Origin of the sequence: Chryseobacterium balustinum, assembly GCF_900168205.1 — a bacterium.
Taxonomy (GTDB): domain Bacteria; phylum Bacteroidota; class Bacteroidia; order Flavobacteriales; family Weeksellaceae; genus Chryseobacterium; species Chryseobacterium balustinum.
Genome location: NZ_FUZE01000007.1, coordinates 95,283 through 116,716, shown reverse-complemented (window position 1 = coordinate 116,716; position 21,434 = coordinate 95,283). Strand labels below are relative to the sequence as shown.

At 33.2% G+C, this 21,434-nt stretch carries 29 protein-coding genes and 1 tRNA gene; 14 read left to right on the top strand and 16 right to left on the bottom strand.

What is annotated here, in order from left to right; genetic code table 11:
* Positions 1 to 29: 29 nt before the first annotated feature.
* The 4 genes from B5X64_RS10770 to B5X64_RS23035 form a co-directional block, all read right to left on the bottom strand.
* Positions 30 to 2,531: a PIG-L family deacetylase gene (locus B5X64_RS10770; RefSeq protein ID WP_079465235.1), complete on the bottom strand. Its 2,502-nt coding sequence runs from the start codon at positions 2,529 to 2,531 to the stop codon at positions 30 to 32.
* Between the two features lie 138 nt (positions 2,532 to 2,669).
* Positions 2,670 to 2,879 carry a thermonuclease family protein gene (locus B5X64_RS10765; protein ID WP_228418866.1) on the bottom strand — a complete coding sequence of 70 codons (210 nt, stop codon included), beginning with the start codon at positions 2,877 to 2,879 and terminating at the stop codon, positions 2,670 to 2,672.
* A gap of 110 nt (positions 2,880 to 2,989) precedes the next feature.
* Positions 2,990 to 3,541: a transposase gene (locus B5X64_RS10760; RefSeq protein WP_228418863.1), complete on the bottom strand. Its 552-nt coding sequence runs from the start codon at positions 3,539 to 3,541 to the stop codon at positions 2,990 to 2,992.
* Positions 3,508 to 3,675, bottom strand: coding sequence for a transposase (locus B5X64_RS23035; protein ID WP_228418860.1), 168 nt, complete (start codon positions 3,673 to 3,675; stop codon positions 3,508 to 3,510). Before B5X64_RS23035 ends, B5X64_RS10760 begins: the two co-directional genes overlap by 34 nt.
* 161 nt (positions 3,676 to 3,836) lie before the next feature.
* On the opposite strand from B5X64_RS23035, the gene B5X64_RS10755 reads away from it, so the two are divergent.
* From B5X64_RS10755 to B5X64_RS10730, 6 genes are all read left to right on the top strand, one after another.
* Positions 3,837 to 4,379: a Crp/Fnr family transcriptional regulator gene (locus tag B5X64_RS10755; protein ID WP_079465232.1), complete on the top strand. Its 543-nt coding sequence runs from the start codon at positions 3,837 to 3,839 to the stop codon at positions 4,377 to 4,379.
* A 54-nt stretch (positions 4,380 to 4,433) separates the two neighbouring features.
* Positions 4,434 to 4,973 (top strand): DinB family protein, encoded by a 540-nt coding sequence (locus B5X64_RS10750; protein ID WP_079465308.1) that lies wholly within the window; start codon positions 4,434 to 4,436, stop codon positions 4,971 to 4,973.
* Positions 4,974 to 5,166: 193 nt separating this feature from the next.
* Positions 5,167 to 5,772 carry a DUF2911 domain-containing protein gene (locus tag B5X64_RS10745; RefSeq protein ID WP_079465307.1) on the top strand — a complete coding sequence of 202 codons (606 nt, stop codon included), beginning with the start codon at positions 5,167 to 5,169 and terminating at the stop codon, positions 5,770 to 5,772.
* 18 nt (positions 5,773 to 5,790) lie between these two features.
* Positions 5,791 to 6,327, top strand: a complete 537-nt coding sequence (locus tag B5X64_RS10740) for a GNAT family N-acetyltransferase (protein WP_079465230.1) — start codon at positions 5,791 to 5,793, stop codon at positions 6,325 to 6,327.
* Positions 6,328 to 6,438: 111 nt separating this feature from the next.
* Positions 6,439 to 6,807: a cupin domain-containing protein gene (locus B5X64_RS10735; RefSeq protein ID WP_079465229.1), complete on the top strand. Its 369-nt coding sequence runs from the start codon at positions 6,439 to 6,441 to the stop codon at positions 6,805 to 6,807.
* A gap of 2 nt (positions 6,808 to 6,809) precedes the next feature.
* Positions 6,810 to 7,040: a hypothetical protein gene (locus tag B5X64_RS10730; RefSeq protein WP_079465228.1), complete on the top strand. Its 231-nt coding sequence runs from the start codon at positions 6,810 to 6,812 to the stop codon at positions 7,038 to 7,040.
* A 50-nt stretch (positions 7,041 to 7,090) separates the two neighbouring features.
* On the opposite strand, the gene B5X64_RS10725 is transcribed toward B5X64_RS10730, so the two are convergent.
* The 3 genes from B5X64_RS10725 to B5X64_RS10715 all read right to left on the bottom strand — a co-directional run bounded on the left by B5X64_RS10725 (position 7,091) and on the right by B5X64_RS10715 (position 9,310).
* On the bottom strand, positions 7,091 to 7,834 hold the full coding sequence (locus tag B5X64_RS10725; protein ID WP_079465306.1) for a dienelactone hydrolase family protein: 744 nt from the start codon (positions 7,832 to 7,834) through the stop codon (positions 7,091 to 7,093).
* A 315-nt stretch (positions 7,835 to 8,149) separates the two neighbouring features.
* Positions 8,150 to 8,764 carry an HAD family hydrolase gene (locus B5X64_RS10720; RefSeq protein ID WP_079465227.1) on the bottom strand — a complete coding sequence of 205 codons (615 nt, stop codon included), beginning with the start codon at positions 8,762 to 8,764 and terminating at the stop codon, positions 8,150 to 8,152.
* A gap of 114 nt (positions 8,765 to 8,878) precedes the next feature.
* Positions 8,879 to 9,310, bottom strand: a complete 432-nt coding sequence (locus tag B5X64_RS10715) for a type I restriction enzyme HsdR N-terminal domain-containing protein (protein ID WP_079465226.1) — start codon at positions 9,308 to 9,310, stop codon at positions 8,879 to 8,881.
* Between the two features lie 7 nt (positions 9,311 to 9,317).
* On the opposite strand from B5X64_RS10715, the gene holA reads away from it, so the two are divergent.
* The 5 genes from holA (at position 9,318) to B5X64_RS10690 (ending at position 12,862) form a co-directional block, all read left to right on the top strand.
* Positions 9,318 to 10,355, top strand: a complete 1,038-nt coding sequence (gene holA / locus B5X64_RS10710) for a DNA polymerase III subunit delta (RefSeq protein WP_079465225.1) — start codon at positions 9,318 to 9,320, stop codon at positions 10,353 to 10,355.
* Positions 10,356 to 10,595: 240 nt separating this feature from the next.
* Positions 10,596 to 11,537, top strand: coding sequence for a thioredoxin-disulfide reductase (gene trxB / locus B5X64_RS10705; protein WP_079465223.1), 942 nt, complete (start codon positions 10,596 to 10,598; stop codon positions 11,535 to 11,537).
* Between the two features lie 225 nt (positions 11,538 to 11,762).
* A tRNA-Ser gene (locus B5X64_RS10700) sits at positions 11,763 to 11,850 on the top strand.
* 251 nt (positions 11,851 to 12,101) lie between these two features.
* Positions 12,102 to 12,332, top strand: a complete 231-nt coding sequence (locus B5X64_RS10695) for an Arm DNA-binding domain-containing protein (RefSeq protein ID WP_079465222.1) — start codon at positions 12,102 to 12,104, stop codon at positions 12,330 to 12,332.
* 164 nt (positions 12,333 to 12,496) lie between these two features.
* Positions 12,497 to 12,862: a phage integrase SAM-like domain-containing protein gene (locus B5X64_RS10690; protein WP_079465220.1), complete on the top strand. Its 366-nt coding sequence runs from the start codon at positions 12,497 to 12,499 to the stop codon at positions 12,860 to 12,862.
* An 89-nt stretch (positions 12,863 to 12,951) separates the two neighbouring features.
* Here B5X64_RS10690 and B5X64_RS10685 read toward each other — a convergent pair whose 3' ends face one another.
* From B5X64_RS10685 to B5X64_RS10675, 3 genes are all read right to left on the bottom strand, one after another.
* A complete protein-coding gene (locus B5X64_RS10685; RefSeq protein ID WP_123920845.1) occupies positions 12,952 to 13,203 on the bottom strand; it encodes a cyclic nucleotide-binding domain-containing protein in 252 nt (83 codons plus the stop codon).
* Positions 13,204 to 13,269: 66 nt separating this feature from the next.
* Complete coding sequence (locus tag B5X64_RS10680) at positions 13,270 to 15,147, bottom strand: hypothetical protein (RefSeq protein WP_079465218.1); 1,878 nt, start codon at positions 15,145 to 15,147, stop codon at positions 13,270 to 13,272.
* 21 nt (positions 15,148 to 15,168) lie between these two features.
* The gene (locus tag B5X64_RS10675) at positions 15,169 to 16,320 is read right to left on the bottom strand and encodes an ABC transporter ATP-binding protein (protein ID WP_079465217.1); all 1,152 of its coding nucleotides are present in this window, start codon (positions 16,318 to 16,320) and stop codon (positions 15,169 to 15,171) included.
* Positions 16,321 to 16,424: 104 nt separating this feature from the next.
* On the opposite strand from B5X64_RS10675, the gene B5X64_RS10670 reads away from it, so the two are divergent.
* Positions 16,425 to 17,273 (top strand): hypothetical protein, encoded by an 849-nt coding sequence (locus B5X64_RS10670; RefSeq protein ID WP_079465215.1) that lies wholly within the window; start codon positions 16,425 to 16,427, stop codon positions 17,271 to 17,273.
* Here the strand turns inward: B5X64_RS10670 and B5X64_RS10665 are convergent.
* Positions 17,270 to 17,761 carry a hypothetical protein gene (locus tag B5X64_RS10665; RefSeq protein ID WP_079465214.1) on the bottom strand — a complete coding sequence of 164 codons (492 nt, stop codon included), beginning with the start codon at positions 17,759 to 17,761 and terminating at the stop codon, positions 17,270 to 17,272. The two genes, B5X64_RS10670 and B5X64_RS10665, sit on opposite strands and share 4 nt — an antisense overlap.
* Before the next feature lie 156 nt (positions 17,762 to 17,917).
* Here B5X64_RS10665 and B5X64_RS10660 point away from each other — a divergent pair, with 156 nt between their 5' ends.
* Positions 17,918 to 18,172 (top strand): hypothetical protein, encoded by a 255-nt coding sequence (locus tag B5X64_RS10660; protein ID WP_079465213.1) that lies wholly within the window; start codon positions 17,918 to 17,920, stop codon positions 18,170 to 18,172.
* The gene (locus tag B5X64_RS10655) at positions 18,162 to 18,449 is read left to right on the top strand and encodes a type II toxin-antitoxin system RelE/ParE family toxin (protein WP_079465212.1); all 288 of its coding nucleotides are present in this window, start codon (positions 18,162 to 18,164) and stop codon (positions 18,447 to 18,449) included. Before B5X64_RS10660 ends, B5X64_RS10655 begins: the two co-directional genes overlap by 11 nt.
* A 57-nt stretch (positions 18,450 to 18,506) precedes the next feature.
* Here the strand turns inward: B5X64_RS10655 and B5X64_RS10650 are convergent, their stop codons facing one another.
* The 5 genes from B5X64_RS10650 to B5X64_RS10630 all read right to left on the bottom strand — a co-directional run bounded on the left by B5X64_RS10650 (position 18,507) and on the right by B5X64_RS10630 (position 21,386).
* Entirely contained in the window at positions 18,507 to 18,890 is a 384-nt protein-coding gene (locus tag B5X64_RS10650) for a nuclear transport factor 2 family protein (protein WP_079465211.1), read from the bottom strand.
* 108 nt (positions 18,891 to 18,998) lie between these two features.
* Positions 18,999 to 19,445 (bottom strand): hypothetical protein, encoded by a 447-nt coding sequence (locus B5X64_RS10645; RefSeq protein WP_079465210.1) that lies wholly within the window; start codon positions 19,443 to 19,445, stop codon positions 18,999 to 19,001.
* A gap of 72 nt (positions 19,446 to 19,517) precedes the next feature.
* Entirely contained in the window at positions 19,518 to 19,799 is a 282-nt protein-coding gene (locus B5X64_RS10640) for a hypothetical protein (protein ID WP_079465209.1), read from the bottom strand.
* 165 nt (positions 19,800 to 19,964) lie between these two features.
* Positions 19,965 to 20,531: a toxin-antitoxin system YwqK family antitoxin gene (locus B5X64_RS10635; protein ID WP_079465208.1), complete on the bottom strand. Its 567-nt coding sequence runs from the start codon at positions 20,529 to 20,531 to the stop codon at positions 19,965 to 19,967.
* Between the two features lie 180 nt (positions 20,532 to 20,711).
* A complete protein-coding gene (locus B5X64_RS10630; RefSeq protein WP_079465207.1) occupies positions 20,712 to 21,386 on the bottom strand; it encodes a hypothetical protein in 675 nt (224 codons plus the stop codon).
* Between the last annotated feature and the right edge of the window lie 48 nt (positions 21,387 to 21,434).

The following is a 21,434-nucleotide window of genomic DNA, read 5'->3' as shown; positions in this document are numbered from 1 at the left end:
GATATTCCAATTTTTAAGTTGCTTGTTCATCAGTTTTTCTGTGCAGATAAAAAGTTTAAAAATAAACGTGCCGCCCCAACATTTCCCGCAGGCAACTGTCTGAAAAATGCCAACGGTGTGTAAATGAAATTACCTTTTCCGTATTTTGCATATAAAGTTGAGCCCTGCAAAGGCTCTTCACCTGTATCGTGCATTTCAAAAAGCGGTTCGTACGCTGCATCCCATTGAGTAGGGAAATAAGCGCCACGCTCCTGTACCCAACCTTTAAAATCATCCGCCGTAATTTTGTTTGGAAAATTCAGTAAGTTATGATTTGGATTTAAAAATTTAACCTCAGCATTTTCTTCGGTAACCCGCTTATTGGCAATGCTGAAATTATACATTCCCAATTGGTCAACCGTTGTATCCTGGTTTGTGTTATATTGCATCACTAAATTACCTCCTGCTTTTACATAAGACCATAAAAAAGGCATCCATCGACCGAGCTTTTTCTCTGTGTTATTTACACGAACACCCAATACAATGGCGTCATATTGCGACAGCTTATTTTGACTACCGTTTCCGACAGAATTATCTAAGTTGCCATAAAAATCTTCGTCTTTCAAGACATCTACCTGAATACTTGCGATACGTAGGAACTCGGGAATGAAATCGCCCGCACCTTGTATATAACCCACTTTTTTAACCTTCGCCTGAATATCGCCTTTCATTACAGTTACAGTGGCAGGCGTAAAATATTGTAAGGATGGTAAATGCGGGTATTGAATTAATACCTGTTTTTTATTATAAGTAACGTCGTCTGAAATAAAATTAGCATCCAATTGTAACTGATTTGATTTTATTGAGGCAATTTTAGCTTTTGGAATGACATACTCAACGGTAAAATCTTTCCCATTGATGGATTTTAAATCACCGCCGCCTAATCGTTCTCCGTTATACATCAGATTTACTTTTCCATTATTGAACTTTTTGTTGGAATTTACCTTAAAATTTAAACTTAAATGTAAATCTTCATTTTCTTTGACTAGATAAAGCGGTTGTGTAAATTTCAGTTCCAATGCAGGAACAATGCGCAAGGCTTCAACAACATCACCACGCACCGGATCTAATTTCTTGAAAGATAAAGGAAGTTGAACCTGAAACTTTTCCGAACCGATTTTTAAACCAAGCAAAACATTCAGTGGTGATTCTGCTTCCGGCAAACCGATTAAAGTATCATTAGGAACTGAGAAAGTTGCCACGTCCTTGGCTGGTTTTGCCAACCAGTAAGGCTCTGTGAGTGCCGCATCTGCAGGAATCTGAATTTCGTGCTGAATGGTAATTAAAGAATCTTTTGATAATTTTCTGTTGAAGCTTTCTGATTGGCTTAACCATTGTACATTTTCTAAAACGACAGGATTATCAGCTCTTGAAATCAGATTTAACCTGAAATTGTGATTTTCTCCGGCAACAGCTTCAGCCTGATTAGTAACTACTTCGCCCATAAACCCAGCACAACTTAAAATGATATGATCAAGAGATTTAATTTTATCCTTCTTCAGGTCTGAATCTTTTAGCGTCATTACCTTTTTTCGCAAAGCAATCAAAGCAGGTAAACTAAGGTCAGGATTATTGAAGTTGAAAGCGGAAATAATTGTATCCAATGATTGGTCAATATCAGCGTTTCCTTGTGAAGTCCAGGTTTTAACTATTCCGTCAAAAAGTGTTGATTTTGCAGGTTCGCCGTTAACATGAGAAAAATATTCAGTTTTAATGCCGGCTACAGACTGTGTTCCTGCACCTTGGCTCTTATGTAAACTTCTGCTTAATCCTGCCAATTCACCATAGCCCATTCCCAGTTGCGCATCATATTGCCCCACAGTAACTTTCAGTTGATTTTCAGCGGTTGTATTAACTGCACCAAAGCGGAAAGTATTCCACAGGGTACGTTTGGGTTGCCAAACATTCACATATTTTAGTTGATCTGGAAAAGCCGTTTTATCACCAGCCAGCTTAAAAGCTTTTTCCGCAACCACTGCCGAAGCCGCGTGCTGTCCGTGACCCGCCGCCGCAGTAGGAGGAAAACGACAAATAATCACATCAGGACGGAATTTACGGATTACCCAGACTACATCAGCGATAATGCTATCTTCATCCCATTGTTTAAAGGTATCGGTGGTATTTTTAGAAAAACCGAAATCAATCGCCCGGGTAAAAAACTGTTGAGCACCGTCTAGCTTTCGTGCCTCCAATAGCTCATGCGTTCTGATTAAACCTAAAGCAGCACCTTGCTCAGTACCTAATAAATTCTGACCGCCATCACCTCTGGTTAAAGAAAGATATCCCGTTTCCACATTTTGGTCGTTGATTAACCAAGAAAGTAAACCCGTATTTTCATCATCAGGATGAGCAGCTAAGTATAAAACTTTAGGTAAATTTTTGAGCGTTTTGAGGTCGCGGTAAATTTCAGATGATTTTGAAGGTCGAACCTGTTGAGCCGAAAAAACCGTATAGAAGCTAAGGATACATACAGTGATTACTTTTTTGAACATATGAATTTGCTTTGCGGGGCAAATATAAGTAAATCGTTTTTCTTGTTACTTGGTAATCATTATAATTTGAAACTAAAGCATTATCAAAATCCGGCATCTTTAGTTTCTCTTTGCTATAGAACATCATAATTGCCTATGCTATACCATTAGAAGAACTCTTCCTATCGAATTCACAGTTTTTAGTTTATATTGATTTCCGCTTATCTTAGCAATTATCCTTCCATAACGGTCAGAACTAGTTGAATAATAAATTATAGTTTTTCCAAAAACTTGTAAACTTGTAAATTGCTTGGCATTTTTCCCATATGCCTGACTACTTTCTGGGCAATCAACTTCTGCTATTGTCAATGTTTTCTTGGTATTATTTGATAAAAAACTAAGAGCCTTTTTAAATTTTATTGAGTAATAATTTTATAGCAGATAATTTAACCTTGTTTTCAGAAGATTCCCTTAGAAGTTCATGATTTTGCTTCGTCGAACCACTTCATTAGGTTTCTACATAATTTTCTATCATTATCAAACCAGGGAAAAGTACGTTCTATAACCCATCGTTTACGAATTGGCTCAAATTCTTTTACTTTTTTGTCACTCCGCATAACGATTTGAATAATATAATTAAACTTAATTTTTATTTCGTCAATAATCTCACCTCTGTAACCTCCGTCCGCCAATATTACCTCAAGCGGAATCAATAAATATCGCAGTGTCATCATCAGCAACAATGCAGCTTTACTGTCATGAACATTGGCTACACTTACCATTACCGCTAACAAAACCCCATTTTTGTCTACCACAACGTGTCGTTTGATGCCTTTTATTTTTTTACCTCCGTCATAACCATTGAGTGAACGGCTATTCCCCAACGAACACTTTGGCTGTCCATAATTCCCAAACTTGCCTCGGCTTTCTGACCTCTGTCTCGTCGTACTTTTTCCCTTAATTTTGACAATAATAAATCGAAAATCTCCAGATTTGACTATTTTGAATAATAGTAATAAACCAATTGCCATTTTGGAAAATCATAAGGTAAAAGCCGCCATTGACAACCCGTTTTCACCAAATAACTAATCGCATTCCAAATGACAATTAAATCATATTTTCGTTTTCTGTCATCAAAATCTAATGCTTTTTTATAAATTGCCACTGAGTCTGGGTTAAATCTGTTGGGTACATTGACGTTTTTTGTTTTATGCTTAACCTTTACTGGACGCTAAGTTAGGATATCCAAAATGCCTTTACGTTGAATGGTGTAAATCGACTTGAAACCTAGATTGATGCTATGACCTTATCCGAAAGAAATTCTATATGACCGATTACAAAAGACGATATATTATTCAGACGTTACTCGACGCAGATTTGTTTCAAAAAAAGAAAATGATCGACAGACATTCTTTTCTGACTTTGGAAGGCGATATCGACAGCAATATTTATTATGTTGAAAAAGGAAGTTTGCGCATTTTCATTAGAGATGAAGATCAGGAAAGAACTATTCGTTTTGGATATAAAGAAAATATTATTGTCTGTCTCGATTCTTTTTTATCTGAAAAACCGACCGATTTTTATATTCAAGCGATTAAGAAAACCGAAATTAAAGTCGCTTCCAAAAAAGATTTTTATGAATTTATAAAATCGTCAGATGACAACCTGAAATTGTGGACTGTGATTTTGGAAGATTTAGTTTTACAACAAATTGAAAGAGAAAAAGATCTGTTAATAAATTCTCCTAAAGAACGTTATGAAAGGATTTTAAAGAGAAGTCCGAAACTTTTTCAGGAAGTTCCCAATAAACATATTGCCAATTATCTTCGGATGAGACCGGAAACATTATCACGACTTAAAAAATCTTGACTGTAATCAAGATTTATCATTTACGAAAACTGGAAATTTACAATAAAAATGGTTATGAAAATTCCTTCACAACAACTGCTTCATGATTTAAAAGTAATTACAGAACAAAATATACAGTTTGTTGAAAACATTCTAAACGAAACGGATAAAAAACTCAATTTCAGACTTTCAGAAAAAAGCTGGAGCATTTTAGAATGTCTCGAGCATCTGAATTGTTACGGCAAATTTTACATTCCTGAAATCAGCAAAAGAATTAAAAATTCAGATACAAAATCAACAGTGATTTTTAATTCTGGGATTCTAGGAAATTATTTTGCGAAATCGATGCTTCCAAAAGAAAAACTGAATACAATGAAGACTTTTAAATCTATGAATCCAATTCACAGCACGCTTGATAAAAGTGTTTTGAATGAATTTATTACTCAGCAAAAACAAATGATGCATCTTTTGAATGAAGCCGAAAGTATAGATTTAAACAAAGTGAAAACCAGCATCAGTATTACAAATCTTATTCAATTTAAACTAGGTGATACTTTCCGCTTTGTAATCTATCATACTTTAAGACACATCGAACAAGCAAAAAAAAATCTTTAACTAATCTGTGACCTTTGCTGAATGAAACGCCTTTGCGAACTTAAACACAGTTAGTAGTTAAAAAATCTTTGCGACCTTTGCGTTAAAATAAAAACAGAATCATTTTTCTTCATCAATTTAATTTAACAAAATTTATCAATCTCAAAAAGTGATTTATGAACTCGATTTTGTAATTTTAGACAAAATTTTAAAAGTGAAAAAATTATTATTTGCAGTTTGCATTTCGGCTTCGGCTTTAAGCTTCGCACAAGATTATTCGGTACCTGCAGCAAGTCCGCGTCAGAAAGTAGAACAGCAGTTTTCAATGTCAAAAATCTCTGTAGATTACGGTAGACCGGGGGTGAAAGGAAGAAAAATCTTTGGAGAATTGGTTCCTTACGGACAAGTTTGGAGAGCAGGCGCAAACTCTTCTACAAAAATTACATTCGGACAGTCTGTTAATTTCGGTGGAAAAACTGTTCCAGCAGGAACTTACGGTTTGTTTATCGTACCAACAGAAAAAGATTGGAAAGTTATTTTAAATAAAGATTTTCAACAGTGGGGAGCGTATACATACGACCCAAAACAGGACGTTGTAGACGTAACAGTTCCGGTTAATAAATTAGCTGATAAGCAAGAGTGGTTTGAAATTACTTTAAACCCAACGGATGAAAATTCAGGAAATCTTGTTATTAAATGGGATATGGCTCAAGCTGAAGTAGCTTTAAAGCCAGCAAAACCTGAGGCAGTAACCAAAATTGCTGAAAAATTAAGAGAAATTAAAAAAATAGAATCTGACGCTGCAAAAGCAAAAAGCTAAGACTCAAATTTATAAAAGATGAATTTTTCTATTCAACCTGTTTTAGAAAACGAAGAATATCAATTAATCCCCTTACAGCAAGGGGATTTTGACTTATTGTACGAAGTAGCTTCAGATCCTAAAGTTTGGGAGCAGCATCCTAATAAAGACCGCTACAAAAGAGAAGTTTTTGAAAACTTTTTTAAAGGAGCTATGGAAAGTCAGGGCGCTTTTAAAATTGTTGAGAAATCTACCGGAGACTTTTTGGGAAGTACCCGTTTTTATGATTTTGACGAATCTGAAAATAGTATTTTCATTGGTTATACTTTTTATGGAACAAATTCTTGGGGAAAAGGGATCAATCCACAAGTTAAGAAGCTGATGCTGGATTATATTTTCAAATTTGTAGACAAAGTTCATTTCCACATTGGAAAAGAAAATTTCCGTTCTCAAATTGCATTAGAAAGATTAGGCGGAAAGAAGATTGCGGAAGAAGAAGTAGCTTATTTCGCAGAACCGACCAGAACCAATTTTGTCTACGAAATCGCAAAAGAAAACCATTTTAAAGTTGATTAAACTTAAATAAATTTTCTTGCAGGTTTAGCAGATTACGCTGATTAATTTTAGGCATTAAAATCTGCTCAATTAGCTAAATCTGCGAGAAATTAATTAAATAAAAATATAATCATGAAAAAATATAAAATTCAGAAGTCACCATTTGTAGTTCCTACAACCGACGGAAAATTAATTGAAGAACATTGGGGGAATTCAACTCAAAATCCAAACATCTCTATTGCGCATATGGTTGCTCCGCCAGATTGGAGTGAGCCCCACCAAACTCCCGAATTTGACGAATTTACCATCATCATTTCCGGTAAAAAACAGTTTGAAATTGATGGAGAAAACGTTATTTTAGAAAAAGGACAAAGTATTTTAATTGAAAAAGGAGCAAGAATCCGTTACAGCAATCCGTTTTCAGAACCTTGCGAATATATTGCGATTTGTCTTCCGGCTTTTTCGATGGATTTGGTGAATAGAGAAGAAGAAATAATTTAAATATGGCGTTACAAATTTGCCCAAAGTGTAAAGAAAACTCTTTCACTTGGTTCATCAATGGAAAGACTCATTTAACGAGTTGGAGTTGTTTTAATTGCGACTACGAAGCGAAAGAAAACGAGAATGATGAATGTGTCTGTGAGAATTGTGAAGAGAAAACAAAAACGAAGCTGAAAGATAAAGAAAAAGAATACTGGTGGTGTTCTAATTGTAATACAATCAGTGATTTATAAATAGAAACAACCTCAATTACTGAGGTTGTTTTTAATTTACTGTTGCTTAATTACTTCAAAATTTCTTTCAAAAATAAAAGCGTATGATTCCAGGCTCTTTTTGCCATCACAGGATTATAATCGGCTGATTTTGGGTCAGTGAAAGTATGTTTTGAATTAGCATATGTAATGATTTGCCAATCTGCTTTGCCATCATTCATTTCTTTAACCAGATTATTGTAATCTTCCGGCGTCACACTTTTATCTTCTGCAGGATTTTCAACTAAAATTTTAGTTGAAATAGCTTCATTGGGTCTCGATTGGTCTTTTCCGATGCTTCCATGAATGGAAACAACGCCTACAACTGGTAATTTCCCTCTCGCAGATTCCAAAGCTCCGGTTCCGCCAAAACAATAACCAATTACCGCAATTTTATCTGGAACCGCTCCGTTTTTCTTCAATTGCTCTAAAGCCAAAGAAATTCTCTTCTGATAAGCGGCATGATCCTTTTTATAAGATCCCGCAGTTTTTGCCGCTGAAGCATTATCAGTCGGAATATTTCCTTCTCCGTAAATGTCGGCAATAAATGCGATGTAACCTTGCTTTTCTAAATCTGCTGCGGCCGTTTTTGCTTCGTCATCAATTCCTTTCCATGCAGGAAGAATCAATACTCCCGGAAGTTTTTTTCCAGCATTAGAGGTTACCAAACCATTCAGTTTTTGCGAACCATCCTGATAAGACACAGGTTTTAAATTCTGACTGAAAATAGTTCCTGAAGTCATAAGAAATGCTGATAATAATATTGAACGTATCATATTTTGTAATTTAATTTTTTTGAAGCTTTTTCCTGCTTTTCGTTGCAATCTTTTTTTTCAAAAAGGATTTTCACTACAATCAGGGCTAGGTATTTGTCAGATTTACAATTTTTTCAGATAATTAATACGCAGTTTGCCGTCCTGACAGAATCTCTAAAATACAATTAAAAAATGATAATTATAAAAACTCTTTAATCGTTTAGATTCTTTCAGAATGACAAAACGAGTGGTTTCTTCGTGAAAAACAAAAAATCCTCATCTAAATTAATGAAAATAACTTTCAATGAAGATTAACAGAATGTTATAAAGTTTTAATTAATCGAATTTTACGCCTAAATTATTCAGCTCAGTTTTCAAATCTGTTTCCGGTAGAATATGAATAGTTTTGAAACCTAATGTTTTTGCCATCTCAATGTTGTTGAAATTATCATCAATAAAAACTGATTCGTTGGCTTCTAACTTGTATCTTTCCAATAAAACATTCCAGATTTTAGGGTCGGGTTTTATTAACTTTTCAGTTCCTGAAACCACAATTTTTCCATCAAATAATTGAAAGAAATCATAATTTTCTAAAGCATAAGGAAAAGTTTCTTCAGACCAATTGGTTAATCCGTATAATTGATAAGAAGTATTTCCCAATTTTCTAAGAATTTCTACATTTTGAGGAATGTCGCTTTTCAACATTACTGTCCAGTTATCATAATAAGCTCTGAGTTCTTTTTCCCATTCCGGAAATTTTTTAATCTGAATTTCAGTACCTTCTGCTAAAGTTCTCCCTCTGTCTTGCTCAATATTCCAGTCATCTTGGGCAATGTTTTCAAGAAAATATTCCATTTTCTCATCATCATTAAAATAGGTTTTGAAAAAATACCTTGGATTCCAATCCATCAAAACACCTCCAAAATCGAATATTATATTTTTAATTTCCATACTGATATTTAAATTTACCATACAAAAATCACAAAAGTTTTTTACTTAAACACCCTAAAACAGATATGTTTAGAAAAGTTTAACATTCAGAAATAAATACTTATTAAATCGATATTATTCAGGCTTATAAAATTGGTATTGTTCGTTTTCGTAATAGGCATTAATGTGTTGCAAACCGTTCGTTAAAATAATTTCAGAAGCACCGATAACAGAATTATATCTTGCGGTCTGTTCGAATGTTTTTTCGGTCAATTTGATTTGTGGCGCTTTACATTCGATAAGAATTTTTGGCTGAGCTTTTTCTGTGATTAAAAGGTCAATACGCTTCGTTAAGCCATTCAGAACAATCTTTTTTTCGGTAATTAAAGCCGATACAGAATAAGATTTTACGGTAAGATAATAATGAACCCAATGCTGTCTTACCCACTCTTCGGGAGTGAGCAAAAGGTAAGTTTTACGAACCAAGTCATAAATAAAAAACTTATCTTTGTCTTTCTTGAATTTAAAATCAAAAGTTTCCTGAAAGTTCAGTTTTGGAAGTTCCATTTATATGATGAAAGAATTAGATTTAATCCTCAAAAATATTAAAAATAAAGAAGTTTTACCGATTTATTTTTTCCACGGAGAAGAACCTTACTTTATTGATGTTGCGGTAAAAGCCCTTGAACACGACTTCCTGGAGGAAGACGAAAAAGCTTTTAACCAAACCGTCACGTACGGGAAAGATACCACGTACCAGGAAATTCTTTCTTTGGCGCGACAGTTTCCGATGATGGGCGACAAACAGGTGATTATCGTAAAAGAAGCGCAGGATTTGAAATTTAATGATGAAGAAAGCAAAGCTTTAGATGCGTATGCCGAAAATCCGGTGCCTTCAACGGTTTTGGTTTTTGCTCATAAACATAAGAAGCTGGACAGCCGAAAAAAGGTTACCAAAACTTTAACAAAGCTAAATGCTCTTTTTCCGAGCGAATCTTTAAAAGATCATACGCTTCCCAAATGGATCGCTGATGAGTGTCTCAGATTAAAAATAAAAACAGCCCCGAATATTTCTAACCTTTTAGCAGAATATCTTGGAAACGACCTTTCCAGAATCTCAAATGAGTTAGGAAAACTTAAAATTATTTTAAAAGAAGGACAACTTTTAGACGGTACTATCGTTGAAAACCATATCGGAATAAGCAAAGAGTTCAATGTTTTTGAGCTTCAGAAAGCTTTAGGAGCGAAAAACGCTAATGCTGCATTCAGAATTGCCTATTTTATGGGGAAAAACCCTAAGAATAATCCTTTTGTAATGCTTCTTTCCAGTTTGTACAATTACTTTTCGAATGTAATTATTTACAATACAATGATTGGGCAACCCCAGCAAGTAATCGCTTCACAAATGGGTATTAATCCTTACTTTATTAAAGATTATGCAGAAGCAGCGAGATTATATCCACTAAAACATTCTACCCGTGTCATTTCTATTTTAAGAGAATTTGATATGAAAGGAAAAGGTTTGGGAGCCGTGAATATGGATGATGCAGAACTGATTAAAGAATTGGTTTACAAAATCATTAATGTCGATAAGATTAAAATGAAGGTGTAAAAGTAAATAACTAATTTGCTTTGCGTGTGAATTTTTATTTTGGCGACAATTTCCGCCCTCCGTTCCCGCTTTTTTGTTGCACAAAAAGAGCTCCACTCAGGTCGGGTCGCAAAGCGGTATGAAAATTAAAATTTTGTCATTGAAATTTGACATATTAAAAATTGACAAGTATCATTAAATTTCCTTTAATTAAACATTAAAAATTACGAAATTAGCATCCTTGAAATTGATAAATAAATTATGGAAGAAAATATTTTAGATTGTGTGATCGTTGGATCGGGACCTTCTGGTTTTACAGCGGCAATTTATGCAGCAAGAGCAGACTTAAAACCTGAATTGTACACAGGATTAGAGCCTGGTGGACAATTAACTACAACAACAGAAGTTGATAATTTTCCGGGATATCCTGCAGGAATTACCGGTCCTGAAATGATGATGGATTTACAAAAGCAGGCTGAAAGATTCGATACCAAAGTACATTACGAAATGATTACCAAAGCTGAATTTTCAAAAGAAGAAGGCGGTATTCACAAATTGTATGCAGGAAATAAAGAAATTCTGGCTAAATCTGTAATTATTTCTACAGGAGCTACTGCAAAATATTTGGGTCTTGATGACGAGAAAAAATATAATGGAGGAGGAGTTTCTGCATGTGCAACGTGTGACGGATTTTTCTACAGAGGAAAAGACGTTGTGGTTGTAGGAGCAGGAGATACTGCGGCTGAAGAAGCTACTTATCTTTCTAAGTTGGTGAATAAAGTAACCATGTTGGTAAGAAAAGGTGAGTTCAGAGCGTCAAAAGCGATGATTCACAGAGTAGAAAATACACCGAATATCGAAGTGAAATTTCACCATGAATTGATTGGTATTGAAGGTGAAAACAATCTTGTGGAAAGAGCGGTTGTGATTAATAACCAGACTCAGGAAAAATCTACAGTAGATGTTCACGGAATTTTCATCGCAATCGGACACAAGCCAAATACAGATATTTTTGCTGGTCAAATCGATTTGGATGAGAATGGATATATTGCTACTGAAAAAGGCTCTACAAGAACAAATCTTCCAGGCGTTTTTGCAGCAGGAGATGTTCAGGATCATATCTACAGACAAGCGATTACAGCAGCAGGAAGCGGTTGTATGGCAGCGATGGATGCTGAAAAGTATTTGGCAGAATTACATTAATTATTAAAATTAATTTATAAAACAAAAAAACGTACTTCTATGAGGTACGTTTTTCTGTTTTCAATCTGTATTTTTCTTTATGTTAATCAATATTTGAGAAAATAATTGCTCTGATTTTTAGTTGATTATTAATTTTTGTTAAAATTTACAGTAAAAATATTTTGACGTAATTGAAAAACTTTCTATATTTGCACCACTGAAAACAACGATATAATCGAAGTTTAAGGAGAGATGGCAGAGTGGTCGATTGCGATAGTCTTGAAAACTATTGACTGTAACAGGTCCGGGGGTTCGAATCCCTCTCTCTCCGCCAGTTGGGAAACCAAAATAAGCTAAAACGCTGTAAACATCAATGTTTACAGCGTTTTTTGTTTTTACGCTAGAGTCAAAAAAAATCAAAATAGGTCACGATTTATATGACCTATTCCGTGACCCATCCTGAAAATTTGAAAATAGGTCACGAAAAATTCAGGGAAACCCGACTAATAGGCAGTCTAACGATTGTACATCTTGCAAAAAGTGGTAACAAAAACTAAATTATTAGACAATTAAAGTTACCACATCATGAACAAAACATTCAATCTGTTATTCTTTATAAAAAAGAATAAGATCCGTACAAACGGCACCGCTCCCATCTACTTACGAATTACGATAGATGGCAAGGCAGCGGACATTGCTGCTAAAAGATATATTGGACCGCAGAAATGGGATGGTAAAGCGCATAAGGCACTGGGTAACTCTCAGGAGGCTAGAACGCTTAATGTCTATCTTAAGACTTTAGAGCAACAGGTTTAAGATTCACACTACGTAACGTTAAAAGAGGATAACAATGTAACGGCAGTTGGTTTAAAATCTAAACTGCTTGGAACTGATGTTTCCACACGAATGCTCATTCCTATTTTTCAGGAACATAATGATAAAGTGGAAGCACTGATAGGTCAGGATTTTGCCCCGGAACATTGGAGCGCTATAAAACATCGTTAAAGCATACACAGGAATTCCTAATCTGGAAATATAAAACTTCTGATATTGATATCAAGGCAATTGATCATGCTTTCATAATGGATTATGATTTTTGGCTTCGCAGCGTACGCAAATGCGCTAATAATACCGCGGTAAAGTATATCAAGAATTTCAAAAAGATCATTCGGTTAAGCATGGCGAATGGCTGGCTTTCCAAAGATCCTTTTCTTAGCTACAAAGCAAAGCTTAAAGCTGTTGAACGACCATATCTTACTAAAGAAGAAATTCAGATGATCTATGAAAAGGAATTTGTGTCCGATAGATTGACACAAGTAAGGGATGTTTTTCTTTTCTACTGTTAAACAGGCTTAGCCCATGTGGATGTGAAGAAATTGAAAAAGGCTCACATCAATATCAGAATTAATGGAGACCAGTGGATATTCACCCGTCGTCAGAAGATCGACATCTCAACCGTCGGTTTTTCAGATAAAAAAGAATCGAGACAGACAATAATATTTTCTTTATATCCAAAACGAATAGTTCTTTCCTGATCTTCATCTCTAATGAAAATGCGCAAACTTCCTTTTTCAACATAATAAATATTGCTGTCGATATCGCCTTCCAAAGTCAGAAAAGAATGTCTGTCGATCACTTTCTTTTTTTGAAACAAATCTGCGTTGAGTAACATCTGAATAATATTCACATTCTTAAATTTTAATGAAACAAAAACCTCATAAAAATATGAGGTTTTAAAATATATTAGAAAAATTTATTCCGGCATTGCTTTCCATTTCTGCAAAATAGCAGTATAAAAATACATGAAAACAAAACCTAGTATCAGGATGATATAACTTAATATAAAGCCCAAATCTTCAAAAATATTCGGACAGTTTTGGTAGGTATAATCGTAGTCTATATGGGTAACAGGTATTTGACATGCTGCTTTCTGATGAAGACTGATAATTGCAAAAATTAAAAGCATCAACAGCACAAAACCGTTCAAAGAAATATTAATCAAAACAGATGATACCATTTTATTGGTCATATTCATTTTCAGTAACGGAATTAATAGAATAATGAGACCGATAAACAAAACAAAATAGGCAACAAAAAACTCTTCCTGTCCTCTGAAAGTGAGTCCGTAAAACATAGTAATCAACGTAATAGATAAGGTTAAAACTCCTGCGCTAATCACACTGAAAAGTAATGAACGAAGCCCGGTAATTCTGAAACCAAAAATAAAAGTAGAAAGGAAAAATGCAATCCAGATATAAATATGTACGTTATCTGAAAAGAAATCATCTTTCTTCACAGAATCTACATTTTTAAGCAGGTCTTTCATGTTTTCAGACAGATAATAATACTCTGTCATATTATTTTTCACATATTTATCCGGAGCTAGCTGTTGATTGATTTCAGGATTAAACTCACTGATCTTTATACTGTCTCTGATATCATTTTCATTAGGATAATCAGCTGCTACAACTACAGAATCTACTGCCACTGTTTCTTCATAATACGCATCTTCATCTATTCTTGTTTTTCCACCATAATCTTTGATGAAATAACGGACTTCAAAATTTGGGTTGTCTTTTGAGTAAATCATAGAAACCCATTTTTTAGCATTCAGATTATTCCTAACGCTGTACGTTTTAGAAATCGAAAGAAAATCTTCAAAAAGTTTTTCTAATTCTGCAGAATTTTTTGAATTTAAAAGTGCAGCCGTTTTTTGATTAATAATCGCTTTTTTATTTTTAAGAATATAATCAGGAGAGTTTTTATCATAGTAATTAGCATCTACAGCTCCCACTCCGTCATCAAAACTTTTAAAATCATAATCATAGAAAATCTCAGAAAAATTATAAAAACTTGGCTGAGTCGTTTGAATCTGTGATGAAAGATCTACAACATCTTTTTTATAATAAAAGGTTTCAAATTTTTCTTCCTCGTCTGAATAAGCGGGCTGTATCTTGTTCGAATATTCAGGATTTGGAGGTATGAAATTTCCTTTCTTATCTTTTTGATAAGATTTCTTTGAATAAAGAATATAATACTGATACACTCTATTGTAATAGACAAAAAACTTTTTGTTTCGGTCTATTTTTTCAATATTATTTTCACAATACAAATCGAAGAAAGGTTTTGGAAACAATCTGTTCTCTAAAGTATAAGACTCTATATTTTGAGAAAGAAAAGGTGCAGTTCGGTTGATGATATCAACGTTTTTTGCCATTTCCTGGTCAGGATATTTATTATCGATAAACATTCTGAAACCCGTCATGTACGAGAAATAAAACGTGGTACACGAAAAAATAATAATAAAATACTGCACAAACTGACCAAACAGTTTCCCTTTAGAAGTAGGATAAAAATTCTTGAATGCATTGTTTTTAAGCATCATCAAAAGCCATCCTACAATCAGTAAAATGGAAATAATAAGATGAATGAAAATGACACCATTTCTGAAATAATCATCTTTTACTGAATATTTCTGAAGCGAAACAGGATCGATATGCGACACATAACCGATGATAAAAAAGACAATATGAAAAACGAGAGCCGCCAAAAGCATCCATACAATTTTAGTGTTCCAAACTGTAGGATATCTTTCGAGCAAATATTGGTTGAATTTATTGAGTTTTTGCATTTTAATTTGAATTAAAAAAGATTAATTAACGAAAAACCTTCTCGTAGAAGACGAGATATTTCTGATGTAAATAATTTCTGCTTTTGCATTTCCTAAAGCTGAAATCACTTCATAAAACTGAGTTTCAGTGGAGAAATAAGCGACATAAACACCACCATTGAAGTTCAGTTTTTCCAGTTTGAAATCTTTAAAAACTTCGAGCAATTTATCACGACTTTCATTCGTATCAATTTCTATAATCAATTGGTTTTCGTCATCATCATTTACCTCAGAATTATCTTTGTATTTTCCGTTTTTCAGAAAAATTACTTTGTCTGAAATCTTTTCAACTTCGTATAATTGTTGTGAGCTTAAAATCAAAGCAATCGGATGATTTACCGAATTGGCAATCGATTTTAAATCTTCCAGAATTACCTGTTGTGCCAAAACATCAAGGTTCGCTAAAGGCTCATCCAATAAAAGAATTTCGGGTTTTCTTAAAAGAATTCTCGCCAATTCAAAACGCATTTTGTAACCTGATGAAAGTTCGCTCCATTTCAGATGTTTATAATTCCACAATCCAAGACGGGCAATCATCATTAACGTTCTGGTTTCGTTTTCCTCAGGAGAAACGCCATGATTTGAAAGAACGAATTTCAGATTATCTTTCAGACTTCCGTACCATTTTTCAGTTCGTTGCGGAATGTAAACCAACTTCGTTCTCAGGTCATATTCATTTTTTGATTTTTCGTTGAAAGAATAGTTTAAACTTCCATCATTAAATGAAATTTCATTCGCCAAAATTCTCAGCAACGTCGTTTTACCATTTCCGTTCTCTCCTACCAAACCGTAAACCTGTCCTTTATTGATTTCCACAGAAACCGGACCGAGCGAAAAACGGTTGCTTCCGTAAGATTTTACAATATCTTTTGCTTTCAAAACAGACTGTTCAGAAATATGTTCTTTTACCTGAACTTTTTCAATTTTGGCGAGAAGATTTTTTGATTTTTCGATTAATTCGTCGATGGCGTGATTGTGAGTTTCTTTCCAGTCTGTCAAATCAATCGCTTCTTTATAAATCGACATATCTTGAGTGTCAATAGCGCAATCTAACAGCTTTCTGAACCCTAAAACAGTGTCTTTATTATCAAAAAAATGGTAGACTTCGGCGACTCTTTGCTGATGTTTCGTCATTTGGTTTATTTAATTTAACCGAAGATAATTATTTTTAAGACAAGTTATATCTAAATGGTGAGAAAAAATTATTCTATATTTGGGGATATTTTAAGAATCGAAAAATGTTTAAGAATTTTAGCTGTTTAGCCATTGTTTTATTGAGTTTAAATCCTTTCAAAGCTCAGGAGAAGATTCCATTCAGATTGACGAAACACAATAATATCATTGTAAAAACATTGGTTAATGATAAAGATTCGCTTCATCTGATGTTTCAGATTGCGATGGAAGATGCTTCAATTTCTCCTGAAAGAATCAGAAAAGCAGATCACATTAAGTTTAAAGATGAAATAAGTGACGGAAACACGGTGAAAATCGGCAACAAAAAGTATGAAAATATAAGATTTTTCGATAATGAATTTACCGGTCACGAAGCCGATGGAAAAATAGGAACCGGGATTTTTAAAGACCAATATTTTAAAATCGATTATGACAACAGTCAGTTTGTTTCTTATGATAAAGAGCCAGATTTAAAGGATTATCAACCGATGAATCTTTATGTAAAAAATGGGCAATTTTTTATCGTTGCAGATAACGTGGTTGAAGATAAACAACAGGAAGCTTATTTTCTTCTTCAGTCTGGTTACTCAGGAGGTTTACTATACAGTAATGAATTCGCAGAAGCCAATAATTTGAATGAAAAGCTAAAAATTACAGGTGAAAAGTCAATGAAAAATTCTGCCGGACAAATTATCACAACAAAGCAAGGTGTTTTACCTTTTTTAAAGCTTGGAAATATTGTATTAAAAAATATTAGTGCAGGATTTTTCACAGGAGACCTAAAAACTCAACACGCCAATTATTTCGCAGCCGATGTGATGCGTAGATTTAACTGGATTTTTGATAAGGACAGAAAGATGGTTTATATAAAACCGAGTAAATATTTTAATGAGCCTTATTATAAGATAAATTAACCCATTCCCGCCATCATCGACATATAATAATTGGCACAATGTAAGGAGATAAGCAAAAGAATATTTTTTTCCTCAAACGTTTCTAAAACCTCCGAAGTATTTATTTGATATTCATAATTCAGACTTCGCCACTGAATATTGGGTTTCATTATCAGAAGTTCTGTTCCTTTTACATCGCTTAACACAAAAGATTCCCTGAAAAAACCTTTGTGGCTAAAGGTGTATTTTTTCTCAATATTATTGAAAAAGGTATTCATAACGATATTCCCGTCCCAGTTCATGGTGAATTTGAGTGAAACTATTTTCCCATCAATAACTTCAACAGTTGTTCCCCAAAAACCTTTTGGTTCGACCTGATATTTTGAGTTTAAAATTTCGATTTCAGCATTGAATTTAAACCAGCTTTTATAGTTCAACTGCCCGACTGGGTTTCCGTCTTTTGATACTTTAAAACTGGTATATTTTTCTGCAATAGCTTGATATTCCATTGTGTGTGTTTTTTTAAATTGTAACAAGTTCTAAATTTAATCTTTTTTAAAATACGTCATTTTATTTATTCCAATTTTTATTAGCCTTAAACCTTATCTGATAAATAATTTTTATCACAAATCTAAATTTCATTAACTTTGATAAAAATAAATGAAATGAATTCTAACACCTTACATATCATTAACCAAAAATTAAAAGATGAACCGGAGGAAATACTGAAGCAGGTTTTGGGATATTTAGACGGAATTCTTGAAAAAAAATCTCAAAAAGATTGGTATGAACACAATCTAAATTACCAATTAACAGATGCGCAAAAACGTGAATTGGATGCAATGGAAAATTTAAAGGATGAAGATTTTATGCCCGCTGAAGAATTCCATAAAAGGATAAAAGAAAAATATGGCTTTTGAGATTGAATATACTCATCACGCTGAGATTGATGTAGCCAAAGCTATAGATTACTACTCCGAGAATGCGTCATTGAAAGTTGCAAAATTCTTTTATAAAAAACTTTTAATTGCTGAAAAAACGTTAAAGCAAACACCATTTTTTCAAAAAATCCATAATGATTTTCATCGTTTACCATTGAGAGTTTTTCCTTTTATCATTATTTATAAAATTGAAAAGGAAACTATCAAAATCTTTAGAGTTTTTCACACTTCTCAAAATCCTGAAAAATACCCCTAAAAAAGCGGAAGAAAACTTACGAGGATTTACATTTCTTTGTTACAGACAACAGTGTTTTTAATCAGGTAATTGCATAAAACTTGCTCCGATAACTTTCAATGTGTCGTCAAAGCGTTTCCAAACTCTAAAATATCTAAATTTCCCTTCTAATGGTGTTTCCATTATGCTTCCTTTCGCTGTCATTGTTACGATAGAAAGTGCGGTGTCGCCAGTTATTTTAATGTCATTAATTTCTATTGAAGCGTTTTCAATAATCATTGTTTTCCCTTTATGCGAGTTCAAATCCATTTCTTTCGTTATAATTTGTCCTGTCGGTGCAACTGCAACCAAATCATCATGCAATAATTGGTCAAGCATGTCTACATTGCTTACAAGTTGAGCTGAAAAAAGTTTGTTTTCCGCTTCAATAATATCTTCTCTGGTAATTGCTGTTTTATCCATATTCTGTTGTGTTAGGTTGTTGTTGGTTTGTAATATTTTTTTTCTGAATTTGTGATATGACCAATATATTTACTGCGTTAGGCAGGAAAAATTATTTTTTTAAGGTCTTTAATTGTTCAACTCTACTTTGTTGATTCTTTTTCTGAACCATAAAAATTGCATTATCGTCAGGAATAGATAAATTATTGAAAAAATTGCAAGTGTTGTAAGAACGGTTAAATCATTGGTGCAAATATCTATCAATAGTGTGATTACAATAAAAATAACACAAAATGCTGGTAATCCCAAAAATGTAAAAAGCGACAGATAGAAACTGGTCCTGATTTTTTTTATCAGATTTAGAAGAAGTGCAAAAGAAGAGATAAGCATAGCAACAAGGTATACCAATGAAAATCCTAAATTTAATATAAGTTCTAAAATCTGCATCCATTTTTCAAATGAACTTCCATCAATCAACTTTGTTTGAGAAATCACAATTCTATAAATAACAAATAATATGATGCTAATCAACAAATTGCTTCCCCAAAACCTAAATACAATTTTATTTATTTCCATTTTGATCGTAGTTTTTGTTTTTGCCAATTGTAAAAAATTAAAAGTAGGAATAGTTTTTTATTTCCGATGCATTCATTTTTCACAATATCTTCCCACATTACCCTTCAAATCTCGAACAAATAATCTTCTTTCTCCATAGTAATATTCTATGGTGTCGATAACCCCAAATAATGAATCGTTTTTGTTAAAATAGATACTGTCATTTCTTACATATACAGCGCGTTCTTTCCCAATAACAATAACGTCTGATATTGGGTAATCTCCACAATGTTTCCAAAAAGTATTTTCTAAATTGTATTTGTTTTCACAGGATTGCAAATTCAAAATAGAAATGATTATTATAAGTTTTCTCATCTTTTTTGTCAACAATTTATGCAGAATGCTGATTTGGCATATCGTACAACGTTGCGGGTCATTGCAATGTGGATTTTTAGCACAGAAGTTCAATCGAATGGCAAACTTTGGATTTTGAAGTTTCGTCCCACTATTTTTAAGCCTTTGTTTTACGATTGCACTTTTTTAGTATTTTTCTGTTTCTAATAACTTACCTTGTTTATCATAATACTTCCATTCTCCCACCTTTTCCCCATTCACATAGTTTCCTATGCTTGTTAACTGCTCATTTTCATAATAAGCCTTCCATTCACCTATTTTTTCTCCGTTTTCATAGTTTCCAATTCCTGCTAATATTCCATTTTCGTGATATTCTTTCCATTCTCCTGTCTGTCTACCTTCTTTAAATTTTACTTTTCCTCTTAATTCTCCATTAGGCCAATAATAAGTCCAATAATCTTTTTGCTTTCCATTCTCAAATAATCCAATAATTGATAATTTTCCGTTTTTAAAATACTGTTTCCATTCTCCAATTTGTTTTCCGTTTTGATATTGACCAATCCGTTCCAATTTTCCATTTGGATGATAAGCTTTTGCCTCTCCTGTTGTTTTTCCACTCTTGTCATATTGAGCGACTTCTTTAATTTGGCCAGTTGTATAAAATGTTTTTTTTTCGGTCTGTGCGTACGAAGAAGATAGAAGACTCATTAAAAACAATAGAAAAAGTATGTATTTTATGGATAATTTATTCATTTTTTGTGTTTCATTTTTATCTTTATTGTTTTAGCGTATCGCACAACGTTTCAAAGCTTTGCTATGTGGCGGAAATCTAAGTATAAATGTTCTGTTTTACACAATATTTCAATCGAAGAATTGCCGTTAAATTTAGCCGAAAACCACCATATTACTAAGCCGATGTTGGCAGAAGTTTTTTCAATTGCCTTTGGTAGGAACAGCATCTGAAGCATCAGATTTGGAACTATTTGCTAAATAATTTAATACTTGACGTTTAAAATTCTCTGTTATAAATATCTGTTGAATTGTATACTTAAAATGTTTATCAATCCCTTTAGAAAAAGTTGTGATAAATTTTTGTTTATTTTTCTTGTCAAAAGAGTCAAAAATAAATGTCAATTTTGTTGAATTTTCGTCTGCTGTTTCAATTTTAATCTTCCATTTAAGTATTCCGTTCTTAGAAAAAGATTCGTTAATACTTGGTTTTATTGGATATTTAAGCGTTTCTGCATTGTATTCTCCTTTGAATAGCATTAATATATTAGTTTCAAAAGATTTCTGTTTGATTGTTTTCTGATATTTATTCAAATCCGTTAGGATTATAGCGGATTCGTAATTTTTGTTTTCCGTAAGATAAAGTGTGGTAATATTATTATTTTGAGTTATAGAATCTATTTTCGTTTCATTCAACTTATATTCACTCAGATAATGATAGTTAAAATCATTAAAATATTGTAGAATTTTTTTTACAGGCAATTTTATTGTTTCTGTTTGATTGTTATTAATAATTTGCTGTCCGTACAAAAATGAACTTGAGAAAACCAATAAAAGAGCAATTGATAATTTGAAAATAAAATTTGAATTGTTTTTCATTTTTTTACTGTTTAGATAAAATTTCCGCCAACACCTAGATTAAAGCAA